This window comes from Streptomyces formicae (assembly GCF_002556545.1).
Lineage (GTDB): Bacteria > Actinomycetota > Actinomycetes > Streptomycetales > Streptomycetaceae > Streptomyces > Streptomyces formicae_A.
Genome location: NZ_CP022685.1, coordinates 4795609 through 4815322, shown reverse-complemented (window position 1 = coordinate 4815322; position 19714 = coordinate 4795609). Strand labels below are relative to the sequence as shown.

Genomic DNA, 19714 nt, shown 5'->3' with positions numbered 1-19714 from the left:
GGCATCCGACGCCCCAGCCCCGCCACCGCGCCCGCTACCAACCCCGCGGCGGCCCGAACCGCGCCGGAGAAGTCGCCCCCGGCACGGCCGAAGCTCCCCGCAGGGCCACGGCCGCGGCCCTCCGCCGCGCGATCAGCGTCCACACGCCGAGGATCGTCAGCAGCCCCACACCGGTACCGATCCCCCCGACGGCGATCATCACCATCACCCGGTCGTCGCCCCCGCCCCCACCGGTCGAGGTGGCCGAAGCGTCCGACTCCCCCCGCCTCGCGGCCTCCGCGTCCCGCTCCGTGACGCTGAACTCGTCGGCGGGCTTCGCCGATCCGGCGTACGCGGGCCCCGGCCTCGGCGATCCCTCGACGCTGATCCGCAGCGTCACGTCCAGCGGCGCCCTGCCGAACTTCTGGGCCACGTCAGGGTTCAGATGGACCGACAGGTAGTACCAGCCCGCGAAGCGCATCGCGGACACCTTGCGCTCGGGCGCGAAGCGGTTCTCGTAGGCGACAGGCGGCAGCGCCCCCAAGGCCGTGACGTTCTGCTTCCCGTCGTACGCCGTGTCCGCGTCGTCGACCTGCGCCCGCACCGGATTGGTCAGCGACATGACCAGCGCGGTCGAGACGAACCCCCGGTCCTCCGTGAGGCCCCTGCCGGAACTGCCCAGCTCGGCGCCGACCGAGAGGCTCTGTCCCCAGTCGACCGGCACCCGGTAGAAATGCGTCTCCCCGGGCTCCACGCGGTCCCCCCAGACCCCGTTCTCAAGCCCGCGCGCCTTGTTGAAGCTCGTGCCGCCCTCACGCTGCTTCCGGGCGCCGGTCGGCGGCTGGGGAGAGGCGGAATCCCATGTCTCCGGAGGCTTCGTCGTCCCCGCCGTCCGCAAGGCGGGTTCCGAGGCGACACGCAGCTCCAGGTCCCATTCCTCCTGGGTGGTCTCGGGATCGCTGATCCGCTCGACCAGCACGTAGTAAGTGCCCGCCCCCGTACAGCTCTTCTCGGCGGTACCCACCCTCCGGGACGCCGTCGCCGTGATGGGCCGTGCGCTCTCCGACGAACCGAACCGCGCCTTCTCCGAGTCCAGGGGGCTGCAGTTGTAGCCGTTGGCGTCCTGGACGGACACCTTGAGGCCGTCGGCGTAGGAGACCTTCGTACCGAGCCTCGGAACAGCGGTGGCGGAGACGTACGCGTTCTCCTTGGCCTTGAGCTCAAGACGGTAGAAGCGCTGTCCCACGCGCGGGAGGGAGCTTTTGTACGTCGAACCCGCCACGAGCAGAGGCCCTTCGACGTTGCTCGCCGCACCGTCGATCTCCTCGGCTCCCTCGGCGAAGGCATAGGGACTCGGCGTCCCCGCGGCGACTCCCTGGCCCGCAAGCCCCGCCACCACGCACGTCGACAGGGCGGCGACCACGGCTGCCGCCCGACACCTGCCCCGCCGCGCCGCCCGGCGCCCGCCCCCTCGCGCCGCCCGGCCATCGATCAGCCGCCGCCCCATCACGCGCCACCCCTCGTCGTGAACCCAGCCGTCCCACCCATCCCGACCGTCCTGCCCGCGCGACGCCGCGGAAACACCACCGTGTACCCGCCATCGGCGGTCCCGCCCCACCCCTCACGTTCGCTTACGCAATCAACTCGTTCACGCAAGCGAATATCGCGGGCACATCCGGTCGGTCCAGGCAACACGAAGCCCCGGCCGCAAAGCGACCGGGGCTTGTGAAGTGACTGTTGTCGATACTCACGAACCCGTGGGCACGGAGTCAGTCGCCTCCGTCCACAGATCCTGCTCGGCGCGATCCGCCTGGATCTGGCGGTACACGAGGAGCCCGCCGATGGCGGCCAGTGCGACCAGGAGAAGCTTCTTCACCGCGCGACCTCGTCTTTCCTTGACGTAGGGGACTTCTGGCGCCCGACTATACACACCGATCGATATCGATCGGTGACCTGGATCCACCCCAACTACCGCCCCCCGCGCAGCAGTCGAAACGGATGCCGCCGCTCCCAGCGGATCCCGCCCGTTGTGACTTTCGCCGCTCTTGCCCCCTCTCGGGGCCCTTGGGGCCATCCGGGTGGTGTTCATCTGAACATCGACGCGGCGCGTGCGTCGGTCCACCACTCTCGGCCCCCGATACACATCATGAGGAAAGTACGCAAATCGCCCAACCTGAATTGAGGGGCCATGACCGGCACCAAGGCCATGAAGCTGTGGACCACGATCGTCACCGCCTTCCTCGCGCTGTTCGCCGCGCTGGGACTCACCACGACGGCCACCGCGGCCACGGCGGTACAGGACACCACGAACGCACGCAACGCCACGGTGTGTGCGCCCGCACCGGCCACGGCCCACTGGACGACGGCGTACGAACGGTCCTTGCCCCCGACGATGAAGCAGCGCATCCGCGCCGAGGCCCACGGATCGTCACCCAGCTGCCGGCACCTGCCCACGACGGACACGGAAGCCGAGGCTGAGACCGACGCGCAAGAACCCGCACTCGCCGCGGAGCCGTAGTCACCACGGTGTCGCCGGGCTCACCGCCCCCGCACCATCAAGACTCCGAAGACCCCCGGCCCGCCGTACGGACCGGGGGTCTTCGCACGTCCGCTCCCAGCAGACGGCTCGCTACAGGACCGCTCCTCCCTACCGGCCGCTCCTACACAGCGACCTCCAGAACCCTCCGCACGGCCCGCGACGTGTTCACCAGTCGCAGGCGCCGCCCCCTCATCGGCCAGAAATCGAGCACAAGGAAGAGGCCGGAATCGCAGAAGGTGACCCGGGAGGTGTCCAACGTCAGGCCGGTGTACCCCTGGGCGGCCGCCGACGCCAGCATCACGCGCAACGGACCGGCACTGTAGTGGTCGATCTCGCCCACGAGCTGGACGACCAAGGTGTCGCCGACCCTGGTGCAGGAGAGGACGACTATGTCGCAGGGCGCGGCGTCAGCGCCCCTGCCCAGATCGGTGCGGCCGGGAGTGACGGACAGTATAGGGCTGGTGGTTGAAGTACTCACGCCTCCACCAACAACAACTCCACCCCACCAGGAAACGAGCAGACACCCCGCTTCACCCCTGTGAGCAGCCCAGATCGCCGCTCCGGGGGACGGACGCACGAAGGCTCCAGGGCACGGACACACGAAGAAGGCCGGTGGATCTTCCGATCCACCGGCCTTCTCGGCGTTACGCCACTGTGGGGCTAACAGGATTTGAACCTGTGGCCTCATCCTTATCAGGGATGCGCTCTAACCAACTGAGCTATAGCCCCGCCGCGCTGCGGTATGTCCCGCGCGCTGACCTCTGAAGATTAGCGCACCTGCGGGCCAGTCCCAAAATCGATACCCGAGCGCCGGGAAACCGGGGCTCTACTCGTCCTCGGCGAGGGTCAGCTCGACGCCTCCGACGAAGCCCGCGGAGAGGTTGTAGATGAAGGCGCCGAGCGTCGCGAGAGCCGTGGCGAGCACGACGTCGATGACCGCGATGATCGACGTGAACATCAGGACGCGCGGCAGCGACAGGAAGGACTGCAGGTCGAAGCCGTTGGACTCGTTCGAGCCCGTCGCCTCCGAGATCGTGCCGCCCACCGTCGAGAAGACGCCCATCGCGTCCATGACCATCCACAGGACGGCGGCCGCGACGATGGTGCAGATGCCCAGCGCGATGGAGAGCAGGAAGCTGACCTTCATCACCGACCACGGGTCGGCCTTGGCCACGCGCAGGCGCGCCTTGCGCGTACGAGGCGTCGTACGGGCCCCTGTGCGCGGCCTGCGCACCGAACCCGTCTGCGAGCCCTGCTGATACGCCTGCGGCGGGTGGTAGGGCCCTGAGGCCTGCTGCGGCTGCCGCTCACCGGGGAGCGCCCCGCCGCCGCCTCCTGATGTCTTGCCCGCCGCGTACGCGGCGTCGTACTGGCCTGACGTCTGACCAGAAGTCCCCGGCCCTCGGGTGTCCGTCACAGTCCCCCCCTGGGATCCATGAGACTCGTGAGAGTCATGTGCGTCAGTGGCAGAGCCACGGGCACTGTCCGTGCCGGTGGTACCGGTCTGCTTCGATCCGGCGCCCGTGGCTCCACTCACGATGACTCACTCCTCGCGCTACTCGGCCGAGGAGTCCATGCCCTCGTCCGTACCGGCGGCCGGCTCGGCACCGTCCGATTCGTCGACGACGATGTCTCCGTCGACTTCCTCGGCCTCGCGCCCGGCCTCGGCGTTACGAGCGATACCGACCACGGCATCGCGCTTGCCCAGGTTGATCAGTTGGACGCCCATGGTGTCACGGCCCGTCTCCCTGACCTCGTTGACTCGCGTACGAATCACACCGCCGCTGAGCGTGATCGCCAGGATCTCATCGGTCTCCTCGACCACCAGCGCGCCCACGAGTTCGCCGCGGTCCTCCACGATCTTGGCGGCCTTGATGCCCAGGCCACCGCGACCCTGAACGCGGTACTCGTCGACGTTGGTCCGCTTCGCGTACCCACCGTCGGTGGCGGTGAAGACGAACGTACCCGGACGAACGACATTCATCGAGAGCAGCTCGTCGCCGTCGCGGAAACTCATTCCCTTGACGCCCGAAGTGGCGCGGCCCATCGGGCGCAGCGCGTCGTCCGTTGCGGTGAACCTGATCGACTGGGCCTTCTTGCTGATGAGCAGCAGGTCGTCCTCGGCCGACACGAGTTCGGCGCCGATCAGCTCGTCGTCCGAACCGTCCTCCGTCTCGCGGAGGTTGATGGCGATGACGCCGCCCGAGCGGGGCGAGTCGTAGTCCTTGAGCGAGGTCTTCTTCACGAGGCCGCCCTTGGTGGCCAGGATCAGATAAGGCGCCGCTTCGTAGTCACGGATCGCGAGGATCTCGGCGATCTGCTCGTCCGGCTGGAAGGCGAGCAGGTTCGCCACGTGCTGGCCGCGGGCGTCGCGTCCGGCGTCGGGCAGTTCGTACGCCTTGGCGCGGTAGACACGGCCCTTGTTGGTGAAGAACAGCAGCCAGTGGTGCGTCGTCGACACGAAGAAGTGGTCGACGATGTCGTCCTGCTTCAGCTTCGTGCCGCGCACGCCCTTGCCGCCGCGCTTCTGCGAGCGGTAGTCCTCGGTCTTGGTGCGCTTGATGTAACCGCCGCGCGTGATGGTGACGACGATGTCCTCTTCGGCGATCAGGTCCTCCATGGACATGTCGCCGTCGAAGGGCACGAGCGCCGAGCGACGGTCCTCGCCGAACTTGTCGACGATCGCCGCGAGCTCCTCGCTGATGATCTGGCGCTGCTTCTCGGGGGAGGCCAGGATCGCGTTGTACTCGTCGATCTTCGCCTGGAGGTCGTCGTGCTCGGCGACGATCTTCTGGCGCTCCAGGGCGGCCAGGCGGCGCAGCTGCATCTCGAGGATGGCGTTGGCCTGGATCTCGTCGATCGACAGGAGGCCCATCAGGCCCTCGCGCGCGATGTCGACGGTCTGGCTGCCGCGGATGAGCGCGATGACCTCGTCGATGGCGTCCAGGGCCTTGAGGAGGCCGCGCAGGATGTGCGCCCGCTCCTCGGCCTTGCGCAGCCGGAACTTCGTGCGCCGGACGATGACCTCGATCTGGTGCGTCACCCAGTGCCGGATGAACGCGTCGAGGGAGAGGGTGCGCGGCACACCGTCGACCAGCGCCAGCATGTTGGCGCTGAAGTTCGACTGCAGGTCGGTGTGCTTGTAGAGGTTGTTCAGTACGACCTTGGCGACCGCGTCGCGCTTCAGGACGATGACCAGACGCTGGCCGGTGCGCGAGGACGACTCGTCGCGGACGTCGGCGATGCCGCCGACCCTGCCGTCCTTCACCAGGTCGGCGATCTTCTGCGCGAGGTTGTCGGGGTTGGTCTGGTAGGGGAGTTCGGTGACCACCAGGCACTGGCGGTTCTGGATCTCCTCGACCGCGACGACCGCGCGCATCGTGATGGAGCCACGGCCCGTGCGGTACGCCTCCTCGATGCCCTTTCGGCCCACTACGAGGGCGCCGGTCGGGAAATCGGGGCCCTTGATGCGCTCGATGAGAGCGTCGAGCAGCTCCTCGTGCGAGGCGTCGGGGTGCTCGAGCGCCCACTGCGCGCCCGCCGCGACCTCACGGAGGTTGTGCGGCGGGATGTTGGTGGCCATGCCGACCGCGATGCCCGCGGAGCCGTTGATCAGCAGGTTCGGGAAGCGCGCCGGCAGGACCGTCGGCTCCTGGTTGCGGCCGTCGTAGTTGTCCGTGAAGTCGACGGTGTCCTCGTCGATGTCACGGACCATCTCCATGGCCAGCGGCGCCATCTTGCACTCGGTGTAGCGCATGGCGGCCGCCGGGTCGTTGCCCGGGGAGCCGAAGTTGCCGTTGGAGTCCACCAGCGGCATCCGCATCGACCACGGCTGGGCGAGGCGCACCAGGGCGTCGTAGATGGAGGAGTCGCCGTGCGGGTGGTACGTACCCATGACGTCGCCGACGACGCGGGCGCACTTGTAGAAGCCCTTCTCGGGGCGGTAGCCGCCGTCGTACATCGCGTACAGGACGCGGCGGTGGACGGGCTTGAGACCGTCCCGTACGTCGGGCAGCGCGCGGGACACGATGACGGACATCGCGTAGTCGAGGTAGGAGCGCTGCATCTCCGTCTCGAGCCCGACGGGCTCGACACGCATGCCCACGCCGGGAACGGCGGGTTCCTCTTCGGGCGTCACAGGGGTGTTCTCGTCGGCCATTGCTGGTCAAAGTCCTTTCGAGGTGCGGCTGGTACGGGCCGACTCAGATGTCGAGGAAGCGAACGTCCTTGGCATTGCGCTGGATGAACGAGCGCCGTGCCTCGACGTCCTCTCCCATCAGCACCGAGAAGAGGTCGTCGGCCTGCGCCGCGTCGTCCAGGGTGACCTGGCCGAGCACGCGGTGTTCCTGGTCCATGGTGGTGACGCGCAGCTCCTCGGCGTTCATCTCACCGAGGCCCTTGAAGCGCTGGACCGAGTCGTCCCTGACGCGCTTGCCCGCCTGGCGGCCGAGCTCGATCAGGGCGTCGCGCTCACGGTCCGAGTAGGCGTACTGGAAGTCGTCCCTGGACCACTTGATCTTGTAGAGCGGCGGGCGCGACAGGTAGACGTGCCCGGCCTCGACCAGCGGCCGCATGAAGCGGAACAGGAACGTCAGGAGCAGCGTGTTGATGTGCTGACCGTCGACGTCGGCGTCCGCCATCAGGATGATCTTGTGATAGCGGAGCTTCTCGATGTCGAAGTCCTCGTGCACACCCGTACCGAACGCCGAGATCAGCGCCTGGACCTCGGTGTTGTGCAGGATCTTGTCGACGCGCGCCTTCTCGACGTTCAGGATCTTGCCTCGGATGGGCAGGATCGCCTGGTACATCGGGTCGCGGCCTGACTTCGCCGAACCACCGGCGGAGTCACCCTCGACGATGAAGATCTCGCACTTCGTCGGGTCGTTCGACTGGCAGTCCGAGAGCTTGCCGGGCAGGGACGCCGTCTCCAGGAGGCCCTTGCGGCGGGTCAGGTCGCGCGCCTTGCGGGCGGCGACGCGGGCCGTGGCGGCCTGGATGCCCTTGCGGATGATGTCCGCGGCCTCGTTGGGGTTCCGGTCGAACCAGTCCGTGAGGTGCTCGTGCACGACCTTCTGGACGAAGGTCTTCGCCTCCGTGTTGCCCAGCTTGGTCTTGGTCTGGCCCTCGAACTGGGGCTCGCCGAGCTTCACCGAGATGATCGCGGTCAGACCCTCGCGGATGTCCTCGCCCGTGAGGTTGTCGTCCTTCTCGCGGAGCAGCTTCTTGTCGCGCGCGTAGCGGTTGACCAGGCCCGTCAGCGCGGCCCTGAAGCCCTCTTCGTGCGTACCGCCCTCGTGCGTGTGGATGGTGTTCGCGAAGGAGTACACGCCCTCGGTGTACTGCGAGTTCCACTGCATCGCGATCTCGGCCGAGAGCATGCGCTCCTTGTCCTCGGCCTCGACGTCGATGACGGTGGGGTGGATGACCTCGCCCTTGCGGGAGTTGAGGTACTTCACGAAGTCGACGATGCCGCCTTCGTAGTGGTACGTCACCGTGCGGACCTCGTCGTCGGCCGCCTCGGCCGTGTCCGCGCCCGCCACGGCCTTCGCCGACTCGCGCTCATCAGTGAGTTTGATCGTCAAACCCTTGTTGAGGAACGCCATCTCCTGGAAGCGCCGCGCGAGCGTCTCGAAGGAGTACTCGGTCGTCTCGAAGACGTCCGCGTCGGCCCAGAAGGTGACCGACGTGCCGGTCTCCTCGGTGGCCTCGTGCTTGGCAAGCGGCGCGGTCGGAACGCCCGCCTTGTAGTCCTGCGTCCAGCGGTAGCCGTCGGTCCTGATCTCGACGGCGAGCTTGGTGGAGAGCGCGTTCACCACGGAGACACCGACGCCGTGCAGACCACCGGAGACGGCGTATCCGCCGCCGCCGAACTTGCCGCCCGCGTGCAGCACGGTGAGCACGACCTCGACGGCCGGCTTCTTCTCCACGGGGTGCATGCCGACCGGGATGCCTCGGCCGTTGTCGATCACGCGCACGCCGCCGTCGGCGAGGATCGTGACGTCGATCATGTCCGCGTGACCGGCCAGGGCCTCGTCGACGGAGTTGTCCACGACCTCCTGCACCAAGTGGTGCAGGCCACGCTCACCGGTCGAGCCGATGTACATGCCGGGTCGCTTGCGGACCGCGTCCAGACCCTCGAGGACGGTGATCGCACTGGCGTCGTACGCCGTGGAAGAGCCCTCGGCGGTTGCGGCCAGGGCCTCGGTGGACGGGATGTTCTCGTTGGGGTTGCCGGAATCGGCCACGAAGCGCCCTTTCTGGCACAGCACAAGCCAAGCTCCCGGCGGTGGCCGGAGCGGCTGCGTCGTTCAGCGATAGTCAGCGTTGCTCGGTGCGTCCCACAAGTGGGGCGGGATTAGCTTCCAGTCTACCGGTAGCGCCGACAGTGATGGGGGTTTGCCGGTACCTGAGTCCGCATGTGCCGCCCTGAACCGGTCTCGGCCGACTCCCCATATGCGGAACGGGGCTCCAAAGGGCTCACAGCGGCACTCAGCGCTTCGGGCCGTCAACCGCCAGCTACCGCCCGGAACGGGCTCATCCGTAGGTGTCGCCGGGACCCGTGCTACCGGGTGCGCGCAGGGGTCCGAAGCGGCGCGGGGGACCCCCGGGACCGAGCACCTTGATGAGGCGTACGGTGCCGTGGCCCAGGTCCTCGTTGAGGCGCGCGACCAGCTGCGGGGCCATGAGCCGCAGCTGCGTGGCCCACGCCGTCGAGTCGCACTGCACGGTCAGGACGCGCTCGTCCTCGTCGTACCGCTGCGGGACGCAGTGCTTGGCCAGGTCGTCGCCGACGATCTGCGGCCAGCGGCCCATCACCCCGCCGACCGCGGCCGGGGTCTCCCAGCCGCGCTCGGTGATCAGCCGGTTGATCGCGGAGCCGAGCGGCTGCGGGTCGCGCCCGTCGGCCCGCGCCCCGGAGCGCAGCCCGCCGCGACGGGCCTGCTTCTTCTGCTGCGCGGCGTCCCCACGCGCGCGTGCCTGCTCCTTCGCGGCGCGCAGGGCGACCCGTGCGAGATCGACACCGGAGGGCTCGGGGGTCTTCGGTGTGGCACCGGAGGGTTGCTCGGCAGCGTCCTTGGAGGCGTTCTTGGCGGACTCTTCGGCACTCATACGCGCTCCACCGCACCGTCGGACACCGCATAGCGCGTCCCGGCGAGCACGCCCGGGACGTCGTCGTCCACCGCGGCGGTGACAAGGACCTGCTCGCCCGGCGCCACCAGCTCGGCGAGGCGCTCCCTGCGGCGGGCGTCCAGTTCGGCGAAGACGTCGTCGAGAACGAGCACCGGCTCGTTGCCCTCGGCCCTGAGCAGGTCGTACGAGGCCAGACGCAGCGCCAGCGCGTACGACCAGGACTCGCCGTGGCTCGCGTACCCCTTCGCGGGGAGCTGGCCGAGCTTGAGGGTCAGCTCGTCGCGGTGCGGGCCGACCAGCGTGACACCGCGCTCGATCTCCTGCTTGCGGGCCTCTTCCAGGGCGGCGATCAGCTGCTCGTACAGCGCCTCGCGCGTGTGGCCATCGCCCGGCGCGGACGGCTTGTACTCCAGGGAGATCGGGCCGCCGCCGGGGGCCAGCTGCTCGTACGCCTTGTCCGCCAACGGCTGCAGCGCGGCGATCAAGTCGAGCCGCTGCGCGAGCAGTTCGGCTCCCGCACGCGCCAGGTGCTGGTCCCAGACGTCGAGCGTGGACAGGTCCATGGAGCGGCCGCCGTGTCGCCGCGCGAGGGCGGCCGACTTCAGCAGGGTGTTGCGCTGCTTCAGGACACGGTCGTAGTCCGAACGCACGCCCGCCATGCGCGGCGAGCGCGCGGTGATCAGCTCGTCGAGGAAGCGCCGCCGCTCGCCGGGGTCGCCCTTGATCAGCGCGAGGTCCTCGGGCGCGAACAGCACCGTGCGCACAATGCCGAGCACGTCGCGCGGCCTGACCTGCGATGACCTGTTGATGCGCGCGCGATTGGCGCGGCCGGGATTGAGTTCGAGCTCGATCAGCTGGGAGCGCTCGCCCTGGGTGACGGCGGCACGGATGACGGCCCGCTCCGCGCCCATACGCACCAGGGGCGCGTCCGAGGAGACCCGGTGGCTGCCGAGCGTGGCGAGGTAGCCGACGGCCTCGACGAGGTTGGTCTTGCCCTGGCCGTTCGGGCCCACGAACGCGGTGACGCCCGGATCGAGAGGGACCTCGACCCGGGCGTAGGACCGGAAGTCGGCCAGCGACAGATGCGTGACGTGCATGGTGTGCGCCGACCTCCCCCGGCAAACCCGTGCTCAGTGCACAGGCTGTGGACTACTTCTTCTCCACCGCGTGGCCACCGAACTGGTTGCGCAGCGCGGCGATCATCTTCATCTGCGGCGAGTCGTCCTGCCGGGACGCGAAGCGCGCGAAGAGCGAGGCGGTGATGGCGGGCAGCGGCACGGCGTTGTCGATGGCCGCCTCGACGGTCCAGCGGCCCTCTCCGGAGTCCTGTGCGTAGCCGCGCAGGTCCGTCAGGTGCTCGTCGTCGTCCAGGGCGTTGACCGCGAGGTCGAGCAGCCAGGAACGGATGACCGTGCCCTCCTGCCAGGAGCGGAAGACCTCACGGACGTCCGTGACCGAGTCGACCTTCTCCAGGAGCTCCCAGCCCTCGGCGTAGGCCTGCATCATCGCGTACTCGATGCCGTTGTGGACCATCTTCGCGAAGTGGCCCGCACCGACCTTGCCCGCGTGCACGGAGCCGAAGTCACCCTCGGGCTTGAGCGCGTCGAAGATCGGCTGCACCTTGGCGACGTTCTCCTTGTCGCCGCCGTACATCAGCGCGTAGCCGTTCTCCAGGCCCCAGACGCCGCCGGAGACGCCGCAGTCGACGAAGCCGATGCCCTTGGCCTTCAGCTCCTCCGCGTGCTTCTCGTCGTCGGTCCAGCGGGAGTTGCCGCCGTCCACGACGACGTCGCCGGGCTGCAGGAGCTCGGACAGCTCGTCGATGGTGGACTGGGTCGCGGCGCCCGCCGGGACCATCACCCACACCACCCGCGGGCCCTTGAGCTTGCCCACCAGCTCTTCGAGACTTGCGACATCCGCGAGATCCGGATTGCGGTCGTATCCGATGACGGTGTGACCTGCGCGGCGGATGCGCTCGCGCATGTTGCCGCCCATCTTGCCGAGGCCGACGAGACCGAGCTCCATCAGAGGTTCCTTCACTAGCGAGGTGGCGTGAGGGCACTTTCGTACCTGCGTCCGAGCCTACGCCCGGACGCACGCACACACCTGTGGGCTCAGCCGCTCAGACGTACGGGCATGATCAGGTACTTGTAGGCCTCGTCCGCCTCGGCGTCCACGGCCGGCTTGCCGCTCAGCAGAGCGGGCTTCGTCGACGTCGTGAACGACAGCTGGGCGACCGGGGAGTCGATCGCGGACAGGCCGTCCAGCAGGAACGTCGGGTTGAAGGCGATCGAGACGTCGTCGCCGTCGAGCTGGGCGTCGACCCTCTCCACAGCCTGTGCGTCGTCGCTGGAGCCCGCCTCCAGGATCAGCACGCCCTGCTCGAAGCTGAGCCGGACCGGAGTGTTCCGCTCGGCCACCAGGGCCACGCGCTTCACGGCCTCGACGAACGGGGCGGTCTCGATGACCGCGATCGAGTTGAACTCCGTGGGGAAGAGCGTCTTGTACTTCGGCAGGTCGCCCTCGAGCAGACGCGTCGTCGTACGCCGCCCGGCGCCCTCGAAACCGATCAGGCCCTCGCCCGCACCGGAGCCGGAGAGCGCCAGGGTGACCGTGTCGCCGCTCGTGAGCGCCTTGGCGGTGTCCAGGAGCGTCTTGGCGGGCACCAGGGCCACAGCGGACGCCTCGGGGTTCTCCGGCTTCCACAGGAACTCGCGGACCGCGAAGCGGTAGCGGTCGGTGGAGGCCAGGGTGACCGTGTCGCCCTCGATCTCGATGCGCACACCGGTGAGCACCGGCAGCGTGTCGTCGCGGCCCGCGGCGATGGCCACCTGGGCGGCGGCGGAGGCGAAGACCTCACCGGGAACGGTGCCCGTGGCGGTGGGCATCTGCGGCAGCGCCGGGTACTCCTCCACAGGAAGCGTGTGGAGTGTGAATCGCGAGGAGCCACAGACCACCGTCGCCCGTACACCGTCTGTGGAGATCTCCACCGGGCGGTTGGGGAGCGCGCGGCAGATGTCCGCGAGCAGTCGGCCCGACACGAGGACCGTGCCTTCTTCGTCCACCTCGGCATCCACCGAGACACGTGCCGAGACTTCGTAGTCGAAGCTCGACAGGCTCAGCGCGCCCTCTTCGGCCTTCAGCAGCAGGCCCGCGAGGACGGGCGCTGGCGGCCGTGCCGGGAGGCTGCGTGCCGCCCACGCCACTGCCTCCGCGAGTACGTCGCGTTCCACCCGGATCTTCACCGTAAGCCGCCCTCCTGCATTTGCTGGCTGCTCTCGCCCGCTGGGCCCGAGGCCCTCGTCGTCTGACTCGGTGTCTCTCAGCCATGCCGTGGGAAGGACACCGGGGAACAGTCTGACGCACCGCACTGACAGTCGGTGCCCGTCGGGGTCAAGTCGTGCCGAGCGGCAGGGGAGCTCCGAAGCGCGAGTTGTGCACAGCCCCCCCTTCCAAACAATTTCCCCGGACTCTCTAGTTGTCAGTAGTAGTAGGGGCTGTGGAAACCGTGGATAACCGCGAAAGCGCAGGTCAGCACCGGTTTTTTATCCACTGAGCCTGTGGGCGGCACCCGTGGACAACCCGGTGTTTCTGTGGACGGCCGAAAGTTCTGCACACCCGATGCACAGGGAGGGGCTACTTCTCCCCAGCGCCGTCCCCAGCTTTACCCAGCTTCCCCACAGGCCAACCGACCACCTTGGTGTGACGCCTTTCACTCGACCCGGTGAGAGGGCGCGTCGCGTTGCCGAACAGTGGACAGCTGTGTGGAGAAGCTGGGGAAAGCTGGGGACAACGCGCTCGAGCCTGTGGGTCACCGGTGGACAACTTCATGCACAGCCTGTGGACGAGATTTTCCTCCACAGGCTGTGGACAGTCTTCGTCCACGAATCCACAACCTGTTGACCTGGCCTGATGATCCCTCAGCAGCCTCCCCTGTGGACAGCGTCTGGACAACTTTCCAGTCCCCAGGGTGTGGACGCGAAAAAGTCCCCACATCTGTGGAGAACCCCCGTCTGACCAGGGGAAATCGAACAGCGGTTGAGCTCTGTGCGGCTGGCCTTCGCTCCGTGGACAGCTCCGTGACATCTCCGTAGACCTCTCCGTAGGCATCGAAAAGGCGCCCCAGGAGGTCTCCTGAGGCGCCTTCAGCGACGAATCGGGCGGGCTGTCAGCCGTTCTTGATGCGGTTCGTGAGCTCGGTGACCTGGTTGTAGATGGAGCGCCGCTCGGCCATCAGAGCGCGGATCTTGCGGTCCGCGTGCATCACGGTCGTGTGGTCACGGCCGCCGAACTGCGCGCCGATCTTCGGCAAGGAGAGGTCGGTCAGCTCGCGGCACAGGTACATGGCGATCTGCCGTGCCGTCACCAGGACCCGGCTGCGCGAGGATCCGCACAGGTCGTCCACCGTCAGGCCGAAGTAGTCCGCGGTCGCGGCCATGATGGCCGGAGCCGTGATCTCCGGAGAGGCGTCCTCGCCGCCGGGGATCAGATCCTTGAGGACGATCTCCGTCAGACCGAGGTCGACGGGCTGGCGGTTGAGGGACGCGAACGCCGTGACGCGGATTAGCGCGCCCTCCAGCTCACGGATGTTCCGCGAGATGCGCGACGCGATGAACTCAAGCACCTCCGGAGGAGCGTTGAGCTGCTCCTGCACCGCCTTCTTACGAAGGATGGCGATACGGGTCTCCAGCTCCGGCGGCTGGACGTCGGTGATCAGTCCCCACTCGAAGCGGTTGCGCAGCCGGTCCTCCAGGGTGACCAGCTGCTTGGGCGGCCGGTCGCTGGAGAGCACGATCTGCTTGTTCGCGTTGTGGAGCGTATTGAAGGTGTGGAAGAACTCCTCCTGCGTCGACTCCTTGTCCGCGAGGAACTGGATGTCGTCGACGAGCAGGATGTCCATCTCGCGGTAGCGCTTGCGGAAGCTGTCGCCCTTGCCGTCGCGGATGGAGTTGATGAACTCGTTGGTGAACTCCTCCGAGCTCACGTAGCGCACGCGCGTGCCGGGATAGAGGCTGCGGGCGTAGTGCCCGATCGCGTGCAGCAGATGCGTTTTGCCGAGCCCCGACTCTCCGTAGATGAAGAGGGGGTTGTACGCCTTCGCGGGCGCCTCGGCGACCGCCACCGCGGCCGCGTGCGCGAAGCGGTTGGACGCCCCGATGACGAAGGTGTCGAAGAGGTACTTGGGGTTGAGGCGCGCGGTGGGCTCACCGGGGCCCGTCGCGGGCGCGGGCTGCGCGGCCAGCGGACCCGGGGCGCCGCTCGACGAGGTGGGACCGACGGGGCCGCCCCGGTGCACGCCGCCGTGGCCGTTGCTCCGGTGGTCGTTGCTCCGGTGGTCGTTGGAGGAGTCCGGCATGTCGTGGCGCTCGCGCCGGTCCTGCGGCTCGTGGCGCTGCTGGTTGTACGGCGAACGCTCCTGCGGCGGCTGCGAGCGGTAGTCGTGCTGCGGCTGCTGGACGGGGTTCGCGTACGGGTCGCGGTCCGGGAAGCCGAGCCGCGGCTGCTGCCAGCCGTAGTCGTCCTGCGGCTGCTGGTGCTGGGGCTGGTGCTGCGGCCAGGCGCCGGGAGCGGGGCGCTGGTAGTCCGGGTACGCGGGGCGGGCGGTCGGCATCTGGTCGGGACGCGGCCCCGACGTGTGCTCGTCCTGGTGGCGGCGGCCGTAACCGTCGTACGCGTCGCGGCCCTGGCCCAAGCCCTGGCCTTGCCCTTGTCCCTGCCCCTGTCCGTGTCCCTGCCCGGACGACAGATCGGGCTCGTCGTAGTGCTGCTGCTGGTGTTGCTGCTGGATCGGCGGCGCCGGCGGGCCGAGGGGTTCGCCGACGGAGTCGTCGACCGTGATGGCGATGCGGATCGGGCGGCCGCACTCACGGCTCAGCGTCTCGCTGACCACGGGTGCGAGACGGCCTTCCAATACGCCCTTGGCGAATTCGTTCGGCACGGCGAGCAGCGCGGTGTCGGCGACCAGCGCCAACGGCTGGCAGCTCCTGAGCCACCGTTCGTCCTTCGCCTCGACGCCCTGCCCGCGGCCCTCACCCAGCAGATGTTCCAGAACTCGTGGCCACACTGCGGCAAGATCGGCAGGTACGTCAGCCACAGGGCACGCTCTCTCACGGGGTCCCACGAAGGTGTGGTTCTTGGGACGGAAATCGGGATGGGGAGGGGGAAGGGAACGAATCGGAGTTCAGCCACGGTAGTCAGGGCGACGGGTGCGGTTCAAGTTGTTGTCCACAGGCTGTGCACAGTGTCTCCCTCCAGCGGTCGGTTTGACCGGATGGCGTAGCCCCGCGTACCGTGACCAGGTCGAGTTGTCGATGGCTGCTGCCGCCTGCCTCCGATGGGCAAAGATCACGATCTGTGATTGTGAAGCGGTGCACTCGGTGCGTATACGCGAGCTTCTCGTGGGCGCACGGTGACAGCCAGGCGATGTCCCGCCACCACACGATCATTTCTGGAGCCCCCGAGTGAGCAAGCGCACCTTCCAGCCGAACAACCGTCGTCGTGCCAAGACCCACGGCTTCCGCCTGCGGATGCGTACCCGTGCCGGTCGCGCGATCCTCGCGAACCGTCGTGGCAAGGGTCGCGCCAGCCTTTCCGCCTGATCTCAGTCAGGTCATGACGTCGTGCTGCCTACCGAGCATCGGCTGAGGCGGCGCGAAGACTTCGCGACCGCGGTACGCCGAGGACGCCGGGCCGGACGCCCGCTTCTCGTCGTCCATCTACGCAGCGGCGCAACGGACCCGCACGTGCCTGGGGAGACCATTCCCCCGACACGTGCGGGTTTCGTCGTCAGCAAGGCAGTGGGCGGCGCGGTCGTTCGTAACGTGGTGAAGCGCAGACTTCGCCACTTGATGCGCGATCGGCTGGCCTCGTTGCCCCCCGGTAGCCTGGTAGTCGTACGAGCGCTGCCCGGTTCGGGCGACGCCGACCATGCACAGCTGGCCCGAGACCTGGATGCCGCCCTGCAGCGGCTGCTGGGAGGGGGCGCGCGATGAAGTACCCGCTGCTGGCTCTGATCAAGCTGTACCAGTGGACGATCAGTCCGCTCCTGGGCCCGGTGTGCAAGTACTACCCATCGTGTTCCCGCTACGGCTACCTGGCCATCGACCGGCACGGTGCGATCAAGGGAACGGCGCTCACCGCCTGGCGCATCCTGCGGTGCAATCCGTGGTCGCTGGGCGGTGTCGATCATGTTCCGCCGCGCAAGCGTCCGCGGTGGCACGAGATGCTGCGCGCTGCCTGGCGCGAACGCAAGGGCGGGCACTCCGCCGCTGGCACGCCGACCGGGAACCCCACCCCGGCTCCGGCCGCCGAGACCGAGACCCCGTCCCATGCTCAAGGAGCTTGATTAGTGGACACGATTGCCAGTCTCTTCAGCTTTATCACCACACCAGTCTCGTGGGTCATCGTCCAGTTCCACTCGGTGTACGGGAAGATCTTCGGTCCCGACACGGGCTGGGCCTGGGGCCTGTCCATCGTGTCCCTGGTGATCCTGATCCGGATCTGCCTGATCCCGCTCTTCGTGAAGCAGATCAAGGCCACTCGGGCGATGCAGACGCTGCAGCCCGAGATGAAGAAGATCCAGGAGCGCTACAAGAGCGACAAGCAGCGCCAGTCCGAAGAGATGATGAAGCTGTACAAGGAGTCGGGTACCAACCCGCTCTCCTCGTGCCTTCCCATCCTGGCGCAGTCACCGTTCTTCTTCGCCCTGTACCACGTGCTCAACGGCATCGCGACGGGCAAGACGATCGGCGTCATCGACGATCAGCTCCTGGAGAGCGCGCGTAAGGCGCACATCGTCGGTGCCCCGCTGGCCGCGAAGTTCACCGACGGTGCCGACAAGGTCGCCTCCCTCGGCGCCACCCTGACGGACGTCCGGGTCGTCACCGCGGTCATGATCGTCCTGATGTCGGCCTCGCAGTTCTTCACGCAGCGCCAGCTGATGACGAAGAACGTCGACACCACGGTCAAGACGCCGTTCATGCAGCAGCAGAAGATGCTGATGTACGTCTTCCCGGTCATGTTCGCCGTGTTCGGCATCAACTTCCCCGTCGGTGTCCTCGTCTACTGGCTGACCACCAACGTGTGGACCATGGGCCAGCAGATGTTCGTCATCCGACGGAACCCCACCCCCGGCTCCAAGGCCCAGGCCGCCTTCCTCGAGCGCCTGCAGAAGCAGATCGGGCACACCAAGAAGGTGCGGGGCCGCGGCAACACGAACGTCATCAAGGCGATCGTCGCCAAGGGCCGGGACCGCAACGAGTTCGAGCGGAAGTTCATCAACGGTCTGACGAAGGCGGGCCTCGCGGCCCAGGCCGACGGCACCGTGGTGGAGAGCGAGTCCGCCGTCGCCACGGAGACCGAGGACGGCACGCCCGCCGGTGGCGCCCCCAAGCGTCAGCAGCCGAAGCGTCAGAGCAAGGCCAAGCGCCAGTCCGCCACGGGCCAGGGCGCGGCCAAGGACGACGCTCCTTCGGACGATGCGAAGACCTCGCTGGAGAAGTCCGACGAGGAGCCCGCGGACGCCGCCCCCAACACCAAGCAGGCCGGTGACAACAAGCAGGGCAACAAGCCCGCCGCCGGTCAGCGCAGCCGAGCCAAGTCGGGACAGCAGCGCAAGGGCCAGCAGCGCCCCAAGCACCCGTCCTCCAAGAAGTAGAAGGAGTCCATCCCGTGACGGAAGGCACCACCACCTCCGCCGCAGCTGAGGCCGGCGACACTCTCACCCGCCTCGAGCAGGAGGGCGAGATCGCGGCGGACTACCTCGAGGGTCTGCTGGACATCGCCGATCTCGACGGCGACATCGACATGGACGTCGAGGCCGACCGCGCCGCTGTCTCGATCATCAGCGACAGCGGCAGCCGCGACCTGCAGAAGCTGGTCGGCCGTGACGGCGAGGTCCTGGAGGCGCTCCAGGAGCTCACGCGTCTCGCCGTGCACCGCGAGACGGGCGACCGCAGCCGCCTGATGCTGGACATCGCGGGCTACCGCGCCAAGAAGCGCGAGGAGCTCTCCGAGCTGGGCGCCAAGGCCGCGGCCGAGGTGAAGAGCTCCGGCGAGCCGGCCAAGCTCGATCCGATGACGCCGTTCGAGCGCAAGGTCGTGCATGACGCGGTCAAGGCCGCCGGCCTGCGCAGCGAGTCCGAGGGCGAGGAGCCGCAGCGCTTCGTCGTCGTTCTCCCCGCCTGATCGGTACAGCGTTCTTCCGGCCCCGTCTGTTCGCAGGCGGGGCCGATCTTTGTCAGCCTGATAGTCAGCCACACCAGTGCGGTACGGAAGGACGGTCCCCGTGACGGAGGCAGCGGAGCTCCCCCCGGCGCCCGAGGAGGCGCGCACGGTATTCGGCGATCGCTACGCGGACGCGGTCCGGTACGCGGAACTGCTGGCCGATGCCGGAGTGCAGCGCGGTCTGATTGGGCCTCGTGAAGTGCCCCGGCTGTGGGAGCGGCACCTGCTGAACTGCGCGGTGCTGTCCGAGGTGGTGCCCGAGGGCGTCACGGTGTGCGATGTGGGCTCCGGCGCCGGACTGCCCGGAATCCCGCTCGCTCTCGTCCGCCCCGATCTGAAGATCACGCTCCTCGAACCCCTGCTGCGGCGCACGAACTTCCTCACCGAGGTCGTCGAGCTGCTCGGCCTCGATCATGTGACGGTCGTGCGCGGTCGTGCCGAAGAGGTCCTGGGGAAGCTGCCGCCCGTCCATGTGGTGACCGCGCGAGCCGTGGCTCCGCTGGACCGCCTGGCGGCCTGGGGTGTCCCCCTGCTCCGTCCGTACGGAGAGATGCTTCTCCTCAAGGGCGACACCGCCGAGGAAGAGGTCAAGGCGGCAGGGGCCGCCCTGAGCAAGCTCGGCGCGGTGGACACTTCGGTCCTGCACGTCGGCGAGGGTGTGGTCGATCCGCAGTCCACGGTCGTACGGGTCGAGGTCGGCGAGAGCCCCGGTGGTGTCCGCTTCGCGGCGAAGCGGGCCAAGGCCGCGCGTACGGGACGGGCTCGCCGCCGTCGCTGACGGTGTCGTACGGCAGAAATCAAAGAGGCGCCCCCACCGAATGGGGGGCGCCTCTTTGATTT

Annotated in this window: 18 protein-coding genes and 1 tRNA gene; 7 read left to right on the top strand and 12 right to left on the bottom strand. The window is 68.2% G+C overall.

Annotation, left to right across the window (positions count from 1 at the left end):
• Positions 1-34: 34 nt before the first annotated feature.
• A complete protein-coding gene (locus tag KY5_RS20675; RefSeq protein ID WP_199843168.1) occupies positions 35-1402 on the bottom strand; it encodes a hypothetical protein in 1368 nt (455 codons plus the stop codon).
• A 324-nt stretch (positions 1403-1726) separates the two neighbouring features.
• Positions 1727-1855, bottom strand: a complete 129-nt coding sequence (locus KY5_RS42570; RefSeq protein WP_003999697.1) for a DLW-39 family protein — start codon at positions 1853-1855, stop codon at positions 1727-1729.
• Positions 1856-2167: 312 nt separating this feature from the next.
• Between KY5_RS42570 and KY5_RS20665 the strand changes: the two genes are divergently transcribed.
• Positions 2168-2497: a DUF6344 domain-containing protein gene (locus KY5_RS20665; protein ID WP_098243646.1), complete on the top strand. Its 330-nt coding sequence runs from the start codon at positions 2168-2170 to the stop codon at positions 2495-2497.
• Positions 2498-2639: 142 nt separating this feature from the next.
• Here KY5_RS20665 and KY5_RS43095 read toward each other — a convergent pair whose 3' ends face one another.
• The 10 genes from KY5_RS43095 to dnaA form a co-directional block, all read right to left on the bottom strand.
• Positions 2640-3206 carry an STAS domain-containing protein gene (locus KY5_RS43095; protein ID WP_098243645.1) on the bottom strand — a complete coding sequence of 189 codons (567 nt, stop codon included), beginning with the start codon at positions 3204-3206 and terminating at the stop codon, positions 2640-2642.
• Positions 3174-3247 (bottom strand) — tRNA-Ile (locus KY5_RS20655). The genes KY5_RS43095 and KY5_RS20655 overlap by 33 nt, the downstream gene beginning before the upstream one ends.
• Positions 3248-3344: 97 nt before the next feature.
• Positions 3345-4055 (bottom strand): DUF3566 domain-containing protein, encoded by a 711-nt coding sequence (locus KY5_RS20650; protein ID WP_098243644.1) that lies wholly within the window; start codon positions 4053-4055, stop codon positions 3345-3347.
• Positions 4056-4073: 18 nt separating this feature from the next.
• Entirely contained in the window at positions 4074-6677 is a 2604-nt protein-coding gene (gene gyrA, locus KY5_RS20645; RefSeq protein WP_098243643.1) for a DNA gyrase subunit A, read from the bottom strand.
• Between the two features lie 43 nt (positions 6678-6720).
• Positions 6721-8787 (bottom strand): DNA topoisomerase (ATP-hydrolyzing) subunit B, encoded by a 2067-nt coding sequence (gene gyrB / locus KY5_RS20640; protein WP_098243642.1) that lies wholly within the window; start codon positions 8785-8787, stop codon positions 6721-6723.
• Positions 8788-9052: 265 nt separating this feature from the next.
• Positions 9053-9628 (bottom strand): DUF721 domain-containing protein, encoded by a 576-nt coding sequence (locus KY5_RS20635; RefSeq protein WP_098243641.1) that lies wholly within the window; start codon positions 9626-9628, stop codon positions 9053-9055.
• A complete protein-coding gene (gene recF / locus KY5_RS20630) occupies positions 9625-10746 on the bottom strand; it encodes a DNA replication/repair protein RecF (protein WP_098243640.1) in 1122 nt (373 codons plus the stop codon). The genes KY5_RS20635 and recF overlap by 4 nt, the downstream gene beginning before the upstream one ends.
• Positions 10747-10798: 52 nt before the next feature.
• Positions 10799-11674, bottom strand: coding sequence for a phosphogluconate dehydrogenase (NAD(+)-dependent, decarboxylating) (gene gnd / locus KY5_RS20625; RefSeq protein WP_098243639.1), 876 nt, complete (start codon positions 11672-11674; stop codon positions 10799-10801).
• Between the two features lie 89 nt (positions 11675-11763).
• Positions 11764-12894 carry a DNA polymerase III subunit beta gene (dnaN, locus tag KY5_RS20620; RefSeq protein ID WP_098243638.1) on the bottom strand — a complete coding sequence of 377 codons (1131 nt, stop codon included), beginning with the start codon at positions 12892-12894 and terminating at the stop codon, positions 11764-11766.
• Positions 12895-13817: 923 nt separating this feature from the next.
• Positions 13818-15713, bottom strand: a complete 1896-nt coding sequence (gene dnaA / locus KY5_RS20610; protein ID WP_234362793.1) for a chromosomal replication initiator protein DnaA — start codon at positions 15711-15713, stop codon at positions 13818-13820.
• Positions 15714-16110: 397 nt separating this feature from the next.
• Here dnaA and rpmH point away from each other — a divergent pair, with 397 nt between their 5' ends.
• From rpmH to rsmG, 6 genes are all read left to right on the top strand, one after another.
• Complete coding sequence (rpmH, locus tag KY5_RS20605) at positions 16111-16248, top strand: 50S ribosomal protein L34 (protein ID WP_006381191.1); 138 nt, start codon at positions 16111-16113, stop codon at positions 16246-16248.
• A 21-nt stretch (positions 16249-16269) separates the two neighbouring features.
• Positions 16270-16641 (top strand): ribonuclease P protein component, encoded by a 372-nt coding sequence (gene rnpA / locus KY5_RS20600; protein ID WP_079043244.1) that lies wholly within the window; start codon positions 16270-16272, stop codon positions 16639-16641.
• A complete protein-coding gene (gene yidD / locus KY5_RS20595) occupies positions 16638-16994 on the top strand; it encodes a membrane protein insertion efficiency factor YidD (protein WP_098243636.1) in 357 nt (118 codons plus the stop codon). The genes rnpA and yidD overlap by 4 nt, the downstream gene beginning before the upstream one ends.
• 3 nt (positions 16995-16997) lie before the next feature.
• Positions 16998-18305 carry a membrane protein insertase YidC gene (gene yidC, locus KY5_RS20590; protein WP_098243635.1) on the top strand — a complete coding sequence of 436 codons (1308 nt, stop codon included), beginning with the start codon at positions 16998-17000 and terminating at the stop codon, positions 18303-18305.
• A gap of 14 nt (positions 18306-18319) precedes the next feature.
• Positions 18320-18835 carry a protein jag gene (locus KY5_RS20585; RefSeq protein WP_098243634.1) on the top strand — a complete coding sequence of 172 codons (516 nt, stop codon included), beginning with the start codon at positions 18320-18322 and terminating at the stop codon, positions 18833-18835.
• A gap of 100 nt (positions 18836-18935) precedes the next feature.
• Positions 18936-19652 (top strand): 16S rRNA (guanine(527)-N(7))-methyltransferase RsmG, encoded by a 717-nt coding sequence (gene rsmG, locus KY5_RS20580; RefSeq protein WP_098243633.1) that lies wholly within the window; start codon positions 18936-18938, stop codon positions 19650-19652.
• The last annotated feature ends 62 nt before the right edge of the window (positions 19653-19714 follow it).